At 46.5% G+C, this 15,934-nt stretch carries 15 protein-coding genes; 14 read left to right on the top strand and 1 reads right to left on the bottom strand.

Annotation, left to right across the window (positions count from 1 at the left end; genetic code table 11):
• The first annotated feature begins 3 nt into the window (after positions 1-3).
• Positions 4-1,473 (top strand): TrkH family potassium uptake protein, encoded by a 1,470-nt coding sequence (locus tag DW015_RS04925; protein ID WP_117904618.1) that lies wholly within the window; start codon positions 4-6, stop codon positions 1,471-1,473.
• Between the two features lie 71 nt (positions 1,474-1,544).
• Here DW015_RS04925 and DW015_RS04920 read toward each other — a convergent pair whose 3' ends face one another.
• Positions 1,545-2,336, bottom strand: a complete 792-nt coding sequence (locus DW015_RS04920) for a hypothetical protein (RefSeq protein ID WP_117904616.1) — start codon at positions 2,334-2,336, stop codon at positions 1,545-1,547.
• A gap of 624 nt (positions 2,337-2,960) precedes the next feature.
• Between DW015_RS04920 and DW015_RS04915 the strand changes: the two genes are divergently transcribed.
• The 13 genes from DW015_RS04915 to DW015_RS04855 all read left to right on the top strand — a co-directional run bounded on the left by DW015_RS04915 (position 2,961) and on the right by DW015_RS04855 (position 15,930).
• On the top strand, positions 2,961-3,251 hold the full coding sequence (locus tag DW015_RS04915) for a hypothetical protein (protein ID WP_117904614.1): 291 nt from the start codon (positions 2,961-2,963) through the stop codon (positions 3,249-3,251).
• Between the two features lie 17 nt (positions 3,252-3,268).
• On the top strand, positions 3,269-4,657 hold the full coding sequence (locus tag DW015_RS04910; protein WP_117904612.1) for a DUF6017 domain-containing protein: 1,389 nt from the start codon (positions 3,269-3,271) through the stop codon (positions 4,655-4,657).
• Between the two features lie 20 nt (positions 4,658-4,677).
• Entirely contained in the window at positions 4,678-4,932 is a 255-nt protein-coding gene (locus DW015_RS04905) for a hypothetical protein (protein ID WP_117904610.1), read from the top strand.
• A 2-nt stretch (positions 4,933-4,934) separates the two neighbouring features.
• Complete coding sequence (locus DW015_RS04900; protein ID WP_117904608.1) at positions 4,935-5,141, top strand: hypothetical protein; 207 nt, start codon at positions 4,935-4,937, stop codon at positions 5,139-5,141.
• Complete coding sequence (locus DW015_RS04895; RefSeq protein ID WP_117904606.1) at positions 5,134-5,412, top strand: hypothetical protein; 279 nt, start codon at positions 5,134-5,136, stop codon at positions 5,410-5,412. The genes DW015_RS04900 and DW015_RS04895 overlap by 8 nt, the downstream gene beginning before the upstream one ends.
• A complete protein-coding gene (locus tag DW015_RS04890) occupies positions 5,412-5,891 on the top strand; it encodes a PcfB family protein (protein WP_117904604.1) in 480 nt (159 codons plus the stop codon). Before DW015_RS04895 ends, DW015_RS04890 begins: the two co-directional genes overlap by 1 nt.
• Positions 5,892-6,009: 118 nt before the next feature.
• Positions 6,010-8,058 carry a VirD4-like conjugal transfer protein, CD1115 family gene (locus DW015_RS04885; protein ID WP_117904603.1) on the top strand — a complete coding sequence of 683 codons (2,049 nt, stop codon included), beginning with the start codon at positions 6,010-6,012 and terminating at the stop codon, positions 8,056-8,058.
• A 292-nt stretch (positions 8,059-8,350) separates the two neighbouring features.
• Complete coding sequence (locus tag DW015_RS13730) at positions 8,351-8,566, top strand: Maff2 family mobile element protein (protein WP_117904712.1); 216 nt, start codon at positions 8,351-8,353, stop codon at positions 8,564-8,566.
• 132 nt (positions 8,567-8,698) lie between these two features.
• The gene (locus DW015_RS04875; protein WP_117904601.1) at positions 8,699-9,268 is read left to right on the top strand and encodes a tRNA (adenine-N(6)-)-methyltransferase; all 570 of its coding nucleotides are present in this window, start codon (positions 8,699-8,701) and stop codon (positions 9,266-9,268) included.
• Complete coding sequence (locus tag DW015_RS04870; RefSeq protein ID WP_117904599.1) at positions 9,268-10,209, top strand: VirB6/TrbL-like conjugal transfer protein, CD1112 family; 942 nt, start codon at positions 9,268-9,270, stop codon at positions 10,207-10,209. The genes DW015_RS04875 and DW015_RS04870 overlap by 1 nt, the downstream gene beginning before the upstream one ends.
• Before the next feature lie 20 nt (positions 10,210-10,229).
• A complete protein-coding gene (locus DW015_RS04865; protein ID WP_117904597.1) occupies positions 10,230-10,607 on the top strand; it encodes a PrgI family protein in 378 nt (125 codons plus the stop codon).
• Positions 10,608-10,734: 127 nt separating this feature from the next.
• Positions 10,735-13,119, top strand: coding sequence for a DUF87 domain-containing protein (locus tag DW015_RS04860; RefSeq protein WP_347501014.1), 2,385 nt, complete (start codon positions 10,735-10,737; stop codon positions 13,117-13,119).
• A gap of 21 nt (positions 13,120-13,140) precedes the next feature.
• Positions 13,141-15,930 carry a hypothetical protein gene (locus DW015_RS04855; RefSeq protein ID WP_117904593.1) on the top strand — a complete coding sequence of 930 codons (2,790 nt, stop codon included), beginning with the start codon at positions 13,141-13,143 and terminating at the stop codon, positions 15,928-15,930.
• Positions 15,931-15,934 lie beyond the last annotated feature (4 nt).

Genomic DNA, 15,934 nt, shown 5'->3' with positions numbered 1-15,934 from the left:
AATATGAACAGCTCGATCATTCGATATATTTTAGGACACGTTATGCGAATGGAAGCCTGCTTTTTGCTTCTGCCTTGCATAGTGTCGCTGGTTTACGGGGAAGGCGTGGGACTTTATTATCTTGGAACAGCCATTGTGTGCCTTGCTATTGGTGTGGTAATGGCTTGGAAAAAGCCTAAAAACTATGTGTTTTATCTCAAAGAGGGTTGTATAGCAACATCTTTGAGCTGGATAGTTATGAGCCTTGTTGGGTGTATGCCTTTTTGGATAAGCGGAGAGATACCAAGCTTCACGGATGCTATGTTTGAAACAGTTTCCGGCTTTACAACAACCGGTGCTTCGATCCTTACCAATGTTGAGGCGCTTTCTCATACTGCACTTTTTTGGCGAAGCTTCACGCACTGGATAGGCGGTATGGGAGTTTTAGTTTTCCTGCTTGCTATCATACCGCTGAGCGGTGGTTCAAATATAAATCTTATGAGGGCGGAAAGCCCTGGACCATCAGTGGGCAAGCTTGTTCCGAAGATGAAATATACCGCAAGGATACTTTATATAATCTATTTTGGCATGACCATATTGGAATTTATTTTCCTTATTATCGGTAAAATGCCTGTGTTTGACAGTATTTGTACAGCCGTTGGAACGGCAGGCACGGGTGGCTTTGGAGTCAAGAACGACAGTTTAGGAAGCTATTCGCCATATTTGCAGTGGGTGGTTGCCATTTTCATGATACTGTTTGGCGTGAATTTTAACGCATACTATTATATTATATACAGGCACTTTAAAAAGGCATTCAAAATGGAGGAAGTACGGTGTTATTTTGCTATAATCCTCATTGCCACAGCTATAATATTCGCAAATATCCTCGACCGCTGTGTTAGCATTTTTGACGCACTTACAAAATCAGTATTTCAGGTGGCGTCGCTCATTACAAGTACGGGCTTTTCAAGCACTGACTTTAATCTGTGGCCTCAGATATGCCGGACGGTGCTTGTGCTTATAATGTTCATAGGAGCTTGCGCAGGCAGTACGGGTGGAGGTATAAAGGTATCAAGAGTGATCGTGCTTTTCAAGACAATGATAAAGGAGCTTCACTCCTATATACACCCAAAGAGCATACGCAAGGTAAACCTTGACGGCAAACCTGTTGAGCATGAGATAGTGCGTTCTATAAATGTTTATATCGTAACATTCGTGATAATTTTTGCTTCATCAGTTTTTATGGTGGCATTTGATGGTAAAGATCTTGTAACAAACTTTACTGCTGTGCTGACAACCATCAATAACATGGGACCTGGTCTTGCGGAGGTAGGTCCAACAGGCAACTTTTCAAACTTCTCTGTCTTTTCAAAGTTCGTTTTCATGTTCGATATGCTTGCAGGCAGATTGGAGCTTTTCCCTCTGCTGATACTTTTCCACCCCTCTGCATGGAAAGATCTTATCTCTAAAAGGGCGGAAGCAAGAAAATTCTGATAACATAAAAAGGACTGCATCTCGACCCATTCAGGGACGATGTGCAGTCTTTTGATTTTCTATAAGGTATGTTATTTAAAGAAAAACCCTGCTGTCATGTCAAGATAATTTCCGCCGCTGTAGTTTAGATACTGCTTCTCGACTTCTGCCTTGAAGCTTTCTGCGCTTGTGCAGTTTGCAGCAATGGATTTGAGGTTTTCAAGATAGTCTATCTTTGTCTGAGCGTCTTTAAGATCCTCAGGTGTGTAGTGGGAAGTGAGTATAAGGTCATAGCCCTTTGCGATATAGTCACGAAGCTGTGCAATTATTGCGTCAGCGTGACCTGCCCCTGCAACGATAGAGTGGCAATCGTGACCGAGCATATGAGTGTAAACTGCATTTATCTCAGGTATCTCAACGTCAAATGCCTCAGAAGTCTGCTTGATAACAAAATCAATGCCGCCGATAGCGATCTTGCCCTCGCCGATAACGTTCGTTATCTTGTGAACTGACTTGTCGAAAATATCGCCGAATGCGCCTGTGAAGTTGTTGATAAGAGCCTTTCCACCACCGTTTTCTGAATATTCCACAGCGTTCTGTGTTGCATACTTAGGCACGTCAGGCAGGAACGTTGCGCCTGCGCCGTGGTATGCCACCAGCATACCTTCTACCTCAACGTCCTTGAGATAGTCTGCAAGCTCGGTATTGTTGTCAAAGAAGCAAGGTGACTCGATAACGACAGCCTTGCCGTTTTTCTCGACGATAAAAACTTCGTTGTCGATAAAATCGTTGGTCTTGTAAGCGTGAAGCTTTATGCCACCGAAATCGTAAACGTTCACTTCGCCTTTTGCGAGCTTAACAGATGTAAATGTATTTTTGTTCATAATATATTCCTCCTAAAGTTTTGCGTTTGGATTTGACTTTCGGAAGAACAAGCGCTTGATCTCTTTCCTTGACTTTATCATATCACAAAGTTTTTACCTTGAAAAGTACGCACTTTTTTGTAAGGTAGTTACCAAAAAGTAAGTTTTGCGCAAAAACGCTGTTTTTATGTAAAAATAAAGTTGTAAACATTATATGAATAAAACTAATGTTGCTTTTTTGCTTGTAATATGCTATAGTATCACCACTTTATCGCCACTTATCGTCATTTATCGTCAAGTGATGCCAAATCACCGAAAAATCGGGGCTTTTGGCGGTAGAAAAGTTAAAAACCGCGCTATTACGGGAAATCGTAAAAATCGCAAATCAGAAGATTTTTGGTAGAAACTCGGTAGAAACCCAACAGCACAAAAGTTGGTAGAAACTTGGTAGATACCGAAAACAACCCTAAAACGGTAGAAAGCCTGTTGACAAAGCAAACTGAATAATGGACAATAGCGGACGGTGTTTCATAACAGAAGCGCTGTCCGCTATTTTTATGCCCAAAATTGAATACCGTACATCGCTTCTCAGAAATGAGGAGCGATTTTTTTATTTCAGATGAATTATGTCAAGGAGGTCTTTCTATGCCTAATCCTACGAAAATCAGCTTGCCGAGAATAGACTATCATTTCGAGGAAAGTGCCTGTGAACAGGTTCTTACCGTCATGCTCAACAAGGTCGATAAGGACTATTCCACGGTCGATGAACTGGCTGAACACGATGAACTGTCAATGTTTACCCGTGATGAGATCAAGAAGGCTGTATCCGAGCTGAACGGCAGAAAGTTTCTCCTGAAAGTGGATAAGCCGTATGGCTGCGTTTATGCGGTAAATAAGCTGTATATCCCCAACATGGAATTTGTTTACGGCAGATGAGCTGAGGAGGAACGGAAATGGACAAGCGCAACAGGAAAAAGAAAACCGTGGACGATACCGTCTGCGAGATACATAAATTCAGCGGATATGCCGTTCTGAGCAACTGCTTCGTGCGGTCTACCAATCTCGGCTGTCCTGCTATCGGTCTGCTTGGCAGAGTTATGGACTTGCCGCCGGAGTGGAACTTCTCAAAGGCAGGGCTGATTGCAATCTGCCCTGACGGTGAGACAGCTATCGACAGCGCCCTCAATGATCTGAAAGAGTGGGGCTACCTTGAAGTCGTGGTAAAGATGCCGAATGAGAACCCGACCGGCAGGATACAGACGGTCTACAAGTTCTATGAGTATTCAGCGAAGGATACCTCTATCCCTCAGTATGACTATGAGCTTGAAACCTTTACGGTGGATAACGCCGTTCTGAATCGTGTCAAAAAGGACAGCAACTTTACTATGGTAAGCACTGCTCTCCTGCGGAACAAGACGATTCCCAATAAGCTCCTCGGCTTGCTGCTCAAAGTGCGTTCTCTGCCTGACTACTGGCATTTCTCTATGTCGGGACTGAAAGCGATCTGCAAAGAGGGCAGGACTGCGGTTCATAACGCTGTAAACAAGCTCATAGATATGGGTTACCTTGTACGCACACAGCTTCTCTCCAATGAGAGCGTTCACAACTGCTTTGAGTACGTTTACAGCTTTTTCGATGTGCCTGTCACCAAAGAACAGGCTGACGAGCTTGAAGCTGAGACCAGACGCAAGGCAATCACGATACGTGCAGGCGGTCGGGCTGAAAAGCCTATTTCTTCTGAGGGGGAAAAACAGAGGGTGGAAAACCTGTATCCGGACATTCCGTCTGCTGAAACTCCGCTGTCTGAAAACCACGGACAATATAATAACAACAATACATTACAGAAAAATCAATTACGGAGTGATAAATCCTCTATCATTCCTTCTGCGGCAATTCCACAAGTTTTCAACGGTGAAAATGTTGAAAAGTCGAACGAGGGATATAACGCAGAAGAAGTTGAGTATTATACGGAAGTCGTGAAACAGAACATCGGCTACGGCTATCTCGGAGACTGGCTGACCGTTGACGGTCGGGACGGCTATGCAGAAGCAGATAATATCGTCGGCTTTATCGTTGACGAAATATGCTCTACTCTGCCGTACACCACGCTCAGAGGTACGAATTTCCCCAGAAGCGTGATAAAGTCCAAGATGCTTAGGGCTAATATTTACATGGTCGAGAATGTCCTTGTGAATATGGCAAAGGTCGATAATATCAAGAATTTCCGCAAATATTTCATCAGCGCCCTCTACAACGAAGTCCTGACATATCATTTCAACGAAGGCTGTGAAAGCCGATGGGCTGACAATGCTGTGGCAGAGATGTACGGTCGGGCTGTCTGATTACGAAGGGAGGTGTTCCTATGGGTGCAAAGAGAATCAGTGAGCATGATCTTGTGTTTACGGGAAGAAATGTTCCTCTGTCGGAGATCGCACGGGCAAGCGGTATCGGTATTACTACGCTGAAAAATGGTATTCTGTCCGGAGTTCTTGACTTCGGTTATGCGATCCCCTGCGGTGAGGGCAAACAGCATCGCTATTACTGCCCTGACAGGGTAGTATATCTCAAGACCGGATATTTCAATCCGAAGCCGCAGCAGACCAATGAGGAGGTGTAACTATGCCCGATAATCCTTCTTTTCAGGAGATAGACGGACTTTTTAACCGTTTTCATAGCGAATTTGAAGCTATCGTTATGGATATGCTCGGTGATAAGGTCAGCTATAATCTTCTGAGCTGCGTTTTCTGCGATCTCGATGAAACGCAGGAGGAGTATCACAACAAGCTCTCAGAGCTTTACGGAAAGGATGGTGAGGACAATGGCTAAGACTATCGTTACGCAGTTTGGCGAGTTCCTGAACTATGCCAACATCGTGAAGATCGGCGTTGAAACAAATTGGGATGATGCCGAAATTGACGAGGAAAACGGCACGATCAAGCCCGATTTTGAAATGATCGGCACGGATACCGCTGGCAACAAGATTCCTATGGGTATCTATGACACGCCCGATGAAGCAGATAATGCACTCAAAGCCCTTCATGACTGGCTTTCGACCGAGGCGTATGCCGTTTATGAGATCACGGGCGGTGATGCGTAATGCCGTCCGACTACGAAAGCGGTGCTAAGAAAACCATAGATATTTCGATCAAGGCGGAGAAACTGACCGCCGATGTGCTGAAATCTGCCTTGCAGGAGTTTATGTCGGGTAAGGCGGAGAAAAAGGGACGAATGACCTACAAGCAGTTGCAGGCGAAGTCCCCGTCCAAGCTCGACAGCATTGAGGTTTCAGACCGGAATATCGGTGATTTCCTGAAAACCGCACGAAAATACGATGTGGATTTTGCTCTGAAAAGAGATAAAAGCACCCAGCCGCCTACCTATCATGTTTTCTTCTCCGCTGCTAAAACGGAGAATTTCAAGAGAGCATTTTCGGAGTATCTCGGCAAGGGACAGGGCAAATCGCAGAAGCGCGGCGAGTTTACCCGTGAGCAGATGCACCAGCAGGCTCAGAAGGTGGCAAACAGACCTCGTAAACAGAAACAGAGAGAGAAAAACCGTGCGAAGAATCGCACATAGGAGAACAGACGTTGATCTATGACTACTTCAAGTCCGCACCCGTTCCACGGGCAAGGGGCGATGATATTTTTACGGCAGACTTTTGTGCCGATAACTGCGGAAAGGATAAGACTGCGTATTGCAGCTTAACACCAGAAAGCTCAAAAAGCTGATCATCAAGGCTGTTCCCTATGTAGCTTTCTCTTATGTGGGCAACCTGATCGGCTTTGCGTACCGAACCGCTGAGGGCAATGGATTTCAGGAAAAGCTCCTGCCCTTTATGAGCAATCTCGGTGTGGCGTTTGCACGAATCTTTCCCAGTTTACACCCGTTTGATCTTCTTTTCGGCTTGGTTCTTGCGGGTGTAATGAGGTTAGTCCTCTATGTCAAGTCGAAAAACAAGAAGAAATTCCGTCAGGGAGAGGAGTACGGCTCTGCCGTATGGGGCGGTGAAAAGGATATTGAGCCGTATATGGACTGCTCAAATCCCGATAACAACGTCATTCTCACGAAAACGGAATCTCTGACTATGGGCAAGCCCTCTGAACCGAAGTATGCGAGAAATAAAAATATCCTCGTTATCGGCGGTTCAGGTTCAGGTAAAACGCGCTTTTTCGTGAAGCCGAACCTGATGCAAATGCACTCCTCCTATGTAGTTACCGATCCGAAGGGAACGGTTTTGGTCGAGTGCGGAAAAATGCTTGCACGGGGCCGCCCAGCGCGCGGCAAAAACGGCGAGGTGCTGTATACAGTGGACAAGGACGGCAAGAGACAGATTGTTTATGAGCCGTATAAGATCAAGGTGTTCAACACCATTGATTTTGCAAAGTCGATGCACTACAACCCGTTTGCGTACATCAGCGAAAAGAACCGTGAAAAAGACATTCTGAAATTCGTCGAGGTCTTGATAAAAAACACTTCTTCCTCTCAGCAGCCGTCCGGCGATGACTTTTGGGTAAAAGCCGAAAAGCTCCTGTACACGGCATATATCGCTCTTATCTTTGCGATGTATGATCCTGAACAATGGAATTTTGAAACGCTTATTGATATGATAAACGCTTCGGAATGCCGTGAGGACGATGAGGAGTTCAAGAATGCGATAGACCTTGAATTTGAAATTGTAGAGTGTTGGCTGAACGGTACAGAGCATAGTGATCCCGAAGTAATGGCAGACTATGCCGATCTTTTTGAAACAGAACCCGATGCCGAACAACGGCGCTTGGGTGCTTTTGCACTCAAACAATTCAAGGCGTATAAGCTCGCTGCCGGCAAAACGGCTAAGTCTATCCTAATTAGCTGTTCGACACGACTCGCGCCTTTTGCAATAGATGAGGTTTTGGAGATCACCTCCTACGATGAGCTGCACCTCGACAAGCTCGGTGACGAGCTGAGTGCGCTTTTCATCATTATCTCCGATACAGATGCCACATTCAACTTCCTTGTAGCGATCATGTATTCCCAGCTTTTCAACCTACTCTGCACCAAAGCAGATAATTCCCCAGGTGGAAAGCTGACCTATCATGTACGCTGTTTGTTAGACGAGTTCGCCAATATTGGCGAAATACCGCAGTTTGAGAAGCTCATTGCGACTATCCGAAGCCGTGAAATATCGGCAAGTATCATCTTGCAAGCTAAGAGCCAGCTAAAGGCTATCTACAAAGACAATGCAGACACGATCGAAGGCAACTGTGATACGATGCTGTTTTTGGGCGGCAAGGAGAAGTCAACATTAAAGGAGATCAGTGAAAGTCTCGGAAAAGAGACAATCGACTCCTTTAATACTTCTACTAACAGAGGTCAGAGTGAAAGCTACGGTATGAACTATCAGAAGCTCGGCAAAGAACTGAAAAGTCAGGACGAACTGGCGGTCATGGACGGCGGTAAATGTATCTTACAGGTGCGAGGAGTGCGTCCGTTCTTCTCGGACAAGTTTGACATTACCCGTCATAAGCAATATCCAATGCTCTTGGACGATAATCCTGAGATGGGGTTCAACATCGAAAAATTTGTGAGTGACCAAAAGGCGATGCGTTTGAGACTGTCTCGACAGGAAAAGTTCACGGGGTATGGTGTTGATATGACGGCCGCCGGACAGGAAGTTACAACAGTATCAGCAACAGAAACAGAAACCGCTGATACACAAAATTCTGAGGAAACCGACGAAAAAGAGATATATGTCGGATTTTAACTCGGACAGTGAAGAAACCGAATAAAAGAGAAACGGTTGAAGCTGCGGACACTACTTTTTTTATTTTGAGGGAGACTTTTTACCTATGAACGAACTGAATATTTCTGCGGTCGATGCTACCGCTATGGAGACAGCAACCACTACCTCTGCACCTAAGCACAAGTGGCTCTCTAAGCTCACCCGTGGTGCAAAGAAGGCAACGATGTTCTGCACTGTTGCAGGCATCATGGCATCTACCTGTGCAACTCAGGCATTCGCAGCAGGCACCGGCGAGGTCGATACCTCGTCCTTTATCACTACTGCCTGCACCGTACTCAAAAGCGTCATCTGCCTTATCGGCGGCGGTGTTTCGCTTTGGGGTGTCGTAAACCTCCTCGAAGGTTACGGCAACGATAACCCCGGTGCGAAGTCTCAGGGCATGAAGCAGCTTATGGCTGGTCTTGGTCTGATCCTCCTCGCTATCATTCTCGTACCTGTTCTTGAGGGTATGATGACGGGTGCGGTGTAATCTGACACACGCTAATCAAGAAAAGAGACAAGCGTAAACCTCGGCTGAACGCTATATAAATGATGCCGTTCCAATAGAATTATGAAAGGTCGCTCAGCGGTGGGCTGTGGTGGGTATGGGCGATAAGACAGAATGGGAATAAACATCGGTTATCTGACAGCGAACCGAACAAGTGCAGGAGATGAGGTCTACACACCATTTTATGCGGTAGAACCGTTACTGGAGTTTCTTCCGAAAGACAAGAAGATATGGTGTCCGTTCGATGAGGAATGGAGCGCTTTCTATCAGTTCCTTTCGGAGAAAGGCTATGAAGTGGAGCGAAGCAGCTTAAAGGAGGGACAGGACTTTTTCAGGTATGAACCCGAACATTGGGACATTCTTGTGTCCAATCCCCCATTCAGCAAAAAGAATGATGTACTGAAACGAGCATTTTCTTTCCAAAAGCCCTTCGCTCTGCTCCTGCCCGTGAACAGTATTCAAGGCAAGGCGAGATATAAGATTTTCAACAACGAAATCCAGATGCTCTCCTTTGACGGGCGTGTGGACTATCATACACGGCAGAACATGGAATGTACCACTAAGGGCAATCACTTCGGCTCTGCTTATTTCTGCCGTGACCTTCTGCCCTCCAAACTGGAGCTTCGGCAGCTTGTCAAATATGACAGACCTTTAGTCACTCCCACGATTGGAGGTGATGAATAATGGGAATTATCAGCGATGCGATCGATGCACTGGAAGATTGGTGTAAAGACTTATTTAAGGACGGCATCCAGTCTCAGTTTGACGGCATTTCCGACCTACTGACCGACACTTTCTCGCAAACAACGGGAACAGGCGGCAGCGGTGGACTTGTCAATGACTTCGTAACTCAGCACCCGTCACAGTTCACCGGCGGAGGTACTGGCGGTACTACGATCTGGACAACGATCGAAACGCTTTGCAACAATGTCGTAGTGCCTATCGGCGGTTTCATTCTGACAGTTATCCTGCTGAATGAACTGATACAGATGGTACTGCGAGGAAATAACTTCAAGGACTTCGATGATTCTATCTTCATTAAATGGATCATCAAAGCCTTGTGCGGTGTAATACTGGTCGCCAACACCTATTACATCGCTTCGGCACTATTCTCGTTTGGCACAACGGTATGCTCCAATGGGCTTGCCACACTATTCGGGACCGGAGATTATCTATCTTCCACACTCTCGATCAATCCGTCGGCTCTCAGCGGTCTGAGCTTGGGTGAGCTGATGACGGTGTGGTTTATTTCCCTGATCGTTCATCTTGGGGTGCTGATACTGATAGTTGCTATCGTTATCACACTTGCAAGCCGTATCATCGAGGTGTTTATGTATCTCAGCATTGCACCTATCCCTATGGCAACCATGATGGACAGCGGTGAATGGGCTTCTATCGGTAAGAACTGGATCAAACACCTTCTTGCTCTTTCTTTCCAGGGCTTCTTTATCGTGGTGGCACTCGGTATTTTCAAGACGCTGTTCAGCAATGCGATCGTTGCCCTGAATGCAAGTACAGACGGCGTGATCCTGCAAATGGGACTGCTTCTTGGCTATACTGCGGCACTTATCTTCACGATTCTCCGTACAGGAGCTATCAGCAAATCAGTCTTTAACGCACGATAAAACAAGATCGGAGGTCAAAAATGGCACATTACGTTCCTATCCCGAAGGACTTGAACGACATCAAGGAAAAGTTCATCATGGGATTTACAAAACGTCAGGTGATCTGCTTCGGCATCGGTCTTGTTTTGGGTGCGCCCGTGTATTTTCTGACAAGAGCGTCTATCGGAATGTCGGGAGCGATCTTCGCAATGGGGGCGGTCGCCGCCCCTGCGATCCTCTGCGGCATTTACAAGAAAAACGGCGTGTTCTTGGAGAAACAGGTGAAGTTCATGCGTGAATACTTCACAAGACCACGAAAGCGGTATTACCGCACAACCAACGTATTCATGTGCATTGAACGGCACATCGAATACAACAGAATCAAGAAGAAGCTGGCAGATGCCGAAAGAAAAGGCTAACAGCTTTACCTATACATAATAGTATAACTTTCGGTATCTCCGCTTTTGCATATAACGGAGGTTTCCAATGGGCTTTAGAAAGAAAAATGCCAAAAGAAGTGATAACCGCAGTTCTGCTAAGGTTATCATGGGCAAGCCTGCCTCTAAACTGACAAAAGAGGAAAAAAAGATTTTATCCGCACGAATGGCGGAGATCAGGAGTGAAAACGGCGGTAAATCGACTGTGCAGAACACCATTCCGTACCTGTGTATGTATCAGGACGGCGTGTGTCAGGTGTCGGAGAATTTCTTTTCTCTGACGGTGCAGTTTTACGATGCCAACTACTCTATCGCTGAATTTGAGGAGCAGAACAACATTTTCAGCAAATACTGTGACATTATCAATCTTTTCGATAACACGATCAAATTCCAGCTTACCTTTGAAAATCAGAACCGTTCAAAGGCAAAGCTCGTCAAGACGGTTCAGATACCCGAACAGGACGATGATTTCAACGCTATCCGCAAGGAATACAGCGAAATGCTCACTGATAAGCTGCTCAAAGGCAGTAACGGTCAGTCAGCTCGTAAGTTCCTGACATTCGGTATCGAAAGCACCAGCTATAAGGCAGCAAGGGCAAAGCTGATGAGTATCAAGAATGACGTAATCAAGGGCTTCAAAGCCTTTGGCGTTGATGCTGAGGTACTGGACGGCAGGCAGAGACTTGAAGCGCTGTATTATGCCCTGAACCCTTACAGAAATTCCCCATTCATTTTCGATTGGGACTCTATGCTGAGGGCAGGAATGGACACAAAAGATTTTATCTGTCCGCCCTCGCTGAAATTCAATAAGTCCGATTTTGAGATCGGCAATGCCTACGGCGCAGTATGGGGTATGAATATCCTCGCCGGAGAGCTGCCCGATGAAATTCTCAAGGACTTCCTTGAAATGCAGAACCTTTTCTGCGTGAACATTCATGTTGAACCGCTGGATCAGATAGACGCCCTCAAATTCGTCAAGAAAAAGCTCACTAACGTTGAGCAGATGAAGATCGACGAGCAGAAAAAGGCATCGCAGTCCGGCTATGATCCCGATATTCTGCCTCCTGCGATCAAGATGTATATCGAGGACATTGAAAAGCTCCTCGGTGACCTGAACAGCAAAAACGAGCGACTGTTTCATATCAGCATTTCGCTCAGGGCATACGCAAAATCGAAGAAAGAGCTGAAACTTCTTTCTGAGATGCTGAAAAGAACGTGCCAGAAGAACAACTGCACGATGTTCCCTTATGACTATCGGCAGGAGCAGACGCTTGTATCCACACTGCCTATCGGGTATAACGAGATTCCTGTGCGGAGAGAAATGCACACTTCGGGCATAGCGATTTTCGTGCCGTTTACCACCAAAGAGCTGTTTCAGGACGGACAGGCTACCTACTACGGTATCAATACGCTGTCGGGCAACATGATAAGAGCAAATCGCTCCCGATTAAAGAACCCGAACGGGCTTATCCTCGGTACGCCGGGTGCCGGCAAGAGCTTCAGTGTCAAGCGTGAAATCCTCGACTGTTTCCTTACTACGCTCGATGATATTATCATCTGCGATCCCGAAGGTGAATATTTTCCGCTTGTATCGGCACTCCACGGACAGCTTATCCGTATCGCCAGCAATTCCGAACAGCACATCAACCCGATGGACATTACCATTGATGAGTATATGTTCACCAATCCGATGGAAGTCATTGCAAACAAGAGTGATTTTCTTATCAGCTTGTGCGAGATCATTGTCGGCGGTCGCTACGGACTTTCCGCTGAGGAACGTTCGGTCATTGATAAGTGCGTTCAGCGTATCTACAAGCATTTTATCGAAAACGAACCGACTGAGGACAAGATGCCGCTTCTCTCCGACTTACAGCGAGAGCTTCATGAGGAGGGTGAAGTCGCTCTGCGTGTGGCGAACAGCCTTGAAATGTTTGTAAATGGTTCTCAGAACCTTTTCAATCACCGCACAAACATTGATATGAGCAATCGTATCATCTGCTTTGATATTAAGGAACTTGGCAACCAGCTCAAAAAGGTCGGTATGCTGATCGTTCAGGATACGGTTTGGAACAGAGTTTCCGCTAACCGTGAGAAAAAGAAGATCACCCGCTACTACATCGATGAATTCCACTTGCTTCTGAAAGAGGAGCAGACTGCGAAATATTCCGCTGAGATATGGAAGCGTTTCCGTAAATGGGGCGGAGTTCCGACAGGTATCACGCAGAATGTCAAGGACTTGCTTTCTTCTCAGGAGGTCGAGAATATCTTTGATAACTCGGACTTCGTGTATATGCTCAATCAGGCAGCCGGTGACAGGGACATTCTTGCCGAGAAACTGCACATTTCCAAAGAGCAGATGAAGTATGTCACGAACAGCGGTCCGGGCGAAGGACTTATCCGTTATGATAAGGTGTTACTGCCGTTTACGGATAAATTTCCGCAGGATACGCAGATGTATCGCCTTATGACAACCCGTCCCGCTGACCTTGCATAAACTGCGCAGAATGGAGGATTTATGAGCTTACAACGAAAAGAAAATAACCTCCGCAGAGCGCAGGCGCGTTTCGATAAAGTCAGCAGACGGTCGAAGCAGTTTCAGATAGACTTCCGCCGTGAACAGAACAGCAGAGGTCGCTTTCATACCCGTGCCCATATCCTTCGTGGTGAGAAAACGCACCACGGCGGCAGGGGTATCATTCACAAGTTTGCAAATGCAAAATACCGTATTACGGGTGATGCTCCCTCGGTCACAAGGACGATCAAATCATGGCAGCCTAAGACCTTTAAGGGCAAGCTGTTCAAGGCGAATGCCCGTGCGGTCAATTTTGCAGTACATGATGTAGCGCAGACGGCGGTAGATACGGCTCTTGCGACAGAAACGGTAGGGCTGAAAGTATCGGATACTGCCCAGCGTGAAGTCCGCAGCAAACTCAAACAGAAATATACCCGTGAAGCGGTTGACGATTATCACCGTGGAGTATTTCTCATGGGACGGACGGCGACTGATGCTGTCAAGGGCGTTCACAGTCACCTGAAAACCAAGAAGCAGTACAAGCTCGAAAAGGCAAAGTTACAGCTCAAAAAGGCGGATAACAAGCTGTATCGGGCAAAAACGAACCGTCCGAAGCTCTGTGCCAATTCCGCCGATCTGCGGAAAGCGAAAGCGGAGTATCGGGCAAAGGTAAAGCCTGCACACGGAAATAAGCTCCGCAAGGCAATGAACAAGCGCCGGCTGCAAGCCTACAAGCAAACAAAGCGCGAGCTGAAATTTGAGAAAAAACAGCTCGTGACGGAAAACAAATTCCGTGTCAAGGAATACCGCAATCAGAAGAAGATCGCAAAGCTCAGTAAGCCGGGACTGCTGATATTGAAGCCAGCCACATACAGCGCAGGACGAATGAAGGCATCGGCTTGGCAAAAGGCGGTCAACGTAGATCAGGACAACGATTTTGTTCATGCTATCGACTCCGCAAAACGGCGTATCGCTGAACCTGTTGCTCAGAAAGTGAGCAAGCCCCAGCGATTGCATAAGAAGGAGAAACAGCGTGATCTCCTGAGCGATAAAAAGAGCAAATCCGACAAGAAGCTGAACCGTCAGGAAAGCAAGCTGAAAGAGAAACATGACAGCTACAAGAAGCGGAAGAAGAAACCCAAACCGAAGTCAAAGAAAAAGGGCGTAAAGGACACGATCTCGGCGACTCTGAAAGCGGCTTGGAAATTCGTGAAGAATGTCTACGAGGTTGAGGTCAAGAAGTTTTTTCTTACTATGGCGATACCTGTCATTGTGATATTGCTTGTATTTGCGATATTGACGATGATATTCTCAGCTACTTCCTCCAACAGCGGTTTTACGCTCGGCACATATGCAGCGCAGGATTATGACCTGAGTGAAGCTGAGAAATATTACACGGAGCTTGCCTATAACCTCAACCAGAAAATACGAAAGGTCGGCAGTTCTACGGATTGGCAAAGCGGACTTGCGGCATTCGGTGCGAATACCGGCGACTTGGAAGATACCCCTGATGAATGGGTATGGGGACAATCCTCGGTTTATGACTGGACTCCGCAGTATGATTTTGACTGCTACAAGCTGTGGTCATTCCTCTGTGCTTATTACTACGATTTCGATGCTGATAACGATGATATTTACTATTGGGAGTTCGACGGCGATACAGAAGATCTGCTTGAAGAAATCTTCGATGATGAATATGAGTTTGTGTATTGGTATGACAATCAATCCCGTTGGGAGGAACTTGACGATTATGTCTATTTCGGCGGCGGAAGCAGTACGGACGGCAGTTATTACTACTGCGAACAGTCCGCAAGCAAAAGCAACGGTTCATGGACATACAAGTTCAAGCCAACTTCCTACACTTCAGAGCTTGGACAGTATCTTGACGGTGATGGTTACTGCTACCTGAACGGCAATTACCGGGTGCTGAATGCCAATAAGAGCTATGCTCTGACAGGCTATTATGTGCTTGATAACCGTTATTTTGCAGACGGCGCACATACGGTATCGCCGTTCTACTGGATAGACGGTGACGGAAACTTCTTCTTCCGCAATCATGACGGAAACAATCAATACCGCTCGTTCTACGGTTGGACAGATGATGATGCGTGGTTCATGATTACCGAAGCTGATGCAAGAGCTTGGCTCGGTGACGATGATTGCTCCGCACTGTACGGATATGTACAGAAGCAATACTGGAAAACAGAATGCAAACTCTACTACAACGTGAAGCAGAACAAGACCTTTGACGAGGTCATAGCTGAAAAGCTCGGCAGTATGTCGCATTCCGATGAACGCTTGCAGTATTACAGCCTGCTTGTGGGCACGGACGGCTCCGGCACGATGTACGGCAATCATCAGACACTTCACAATCTTCTTCCGGGGCCTACTGTCCGTAACTACTCGCTAAAGCGTGAGTTCGGGTACGAAATGACTGGTTGGAATGAAGATAGTGACGGACTGTATCAGGGTATCAAGGTCTATTGCAGCAACGGCGATACGCTGAAAGCTCCATTCAAATGTAAGATCACCGATGTCGATACCGGTGAGAACAAGATCACTGTCCGCAAGGACGATGTGGAGTATTGGTATGACGGTACGGGAGGAACGAAGCGTGATACCGAGGTCACTATCGCAAACGCCGTGCTGTTAAGCGGCTTTTCCGAGGGCGATACGGTCAATGACGGACAGGACTTCGCAAAAACAACGGCAGGAAATGTCAATTTCCACGTTTACATAGATACTGACGGCTACGGTTGGGACTATATTGATCCTCGCCTTGTGCTGTACTAAAGGA

The organism is Ruminococcus sp. AF37-20, from assembly GCF_003460465.1.
Taxonomy (GTDB): Bacteria; Bacillota; Clostridia; order Oscillospirales; family Ruminococcaceae; genus Hominimerdicola; species Hominimerdicola aceti.
Note: the sequence above shows the minus strand (reverse complement) of the source record. Positions and strands in the feature narration are given on the sequence as shown.

Bases quoted from the DNA above. Each gene is read 5' to 3' on its own strand.
- DW015_RS04925 (WP_117904618.1), top strand. From the start codon at position 4: ATGAACAGCTCGATCATTCGATATATTTTAGGACACGTTATGCGAATG.
- DW015_RS04920 (WP_117904616.1), bottom strand. From the start codon at position 2,336: ATGAACAAAAATACATTTACATCTGTTAAGCTCGCAAAAGGCGAAGTG.
- DW015_RS04915 (WP_117904614.1), top strand. From the start codon at position 2,961: ATGCCTAATCCTACGAAAATCAGCTTGCCGAGAATAGACTATCATTTC.
- DW015_RS04910 (WP_117904612.1), top strand. From the start codon at position 3,269: ATGGACAAGCGCAACAGGAAAAAGAAAACCGTGGACGATACCGTCTGC.
- DW015_RS04905 (WP_117904610.1), top strand. From the start codon at position 4,678: ATGGGTGCAAAGAGAATCAGTGAGCATGATCTTGTGTTTACGGGAAGA.
- DW015_RS04900 (WP_117904608.1), top strand. From the start codon at position 4,935: ATGCCCGATAATCCTTCTTTTCAGGAGATAGACGGACTTTTTAACCGT.
- DW015_RS04895 (WP_117904606.1), top strand. From the start codon at position 5,134: ATGGCTAAGACTATCGTTACGCAGTTTGGCGAGTTCCTGAACTATGCC.
- DW015_RS04890 (WP_117904604.1), top strand. From the start codon at position 5,412: ATGCCGTCCGACTACGAAAGCGGTGCTAAGAAAACCATAGATATTTCG.
- DW015_RS04875 (WP_117904601.1), top strand. From the start codon at position 8,699: ATGGGAATAAACATCGGTTATCTGACAGCGAACCGAACAAGTGCAGGA.
- DW015_RS04870 (WP_117904599.1), top strand. From the start codon at position 9,268: ATGGGAATTATCAGCGATGCGATCGATGCACTGGAAGATTGGTGTAAA.
- DW015_RS04865 (WP_117904597.1), top strand. From the start codon at position 10,230: ATGGCACATTACGTTCCTATCCCGAAGGACTTGAACGACATCAAGGAA.
- DW015_RS04860 (WP_347501014.1), top strand. From the start codon at position 10,735: ATGGGCAAGCCTGCCTCTAAACTGACAAAAGAGGAAAAAAAGATTTTA.
- DW015_RS04855 (WP_117904593.1), top strand. From the start codon at position 13,141: ATGAGCTTACAACGAAAAGAAAATAACCTCCGCAGAGCGCAGGCGCGT.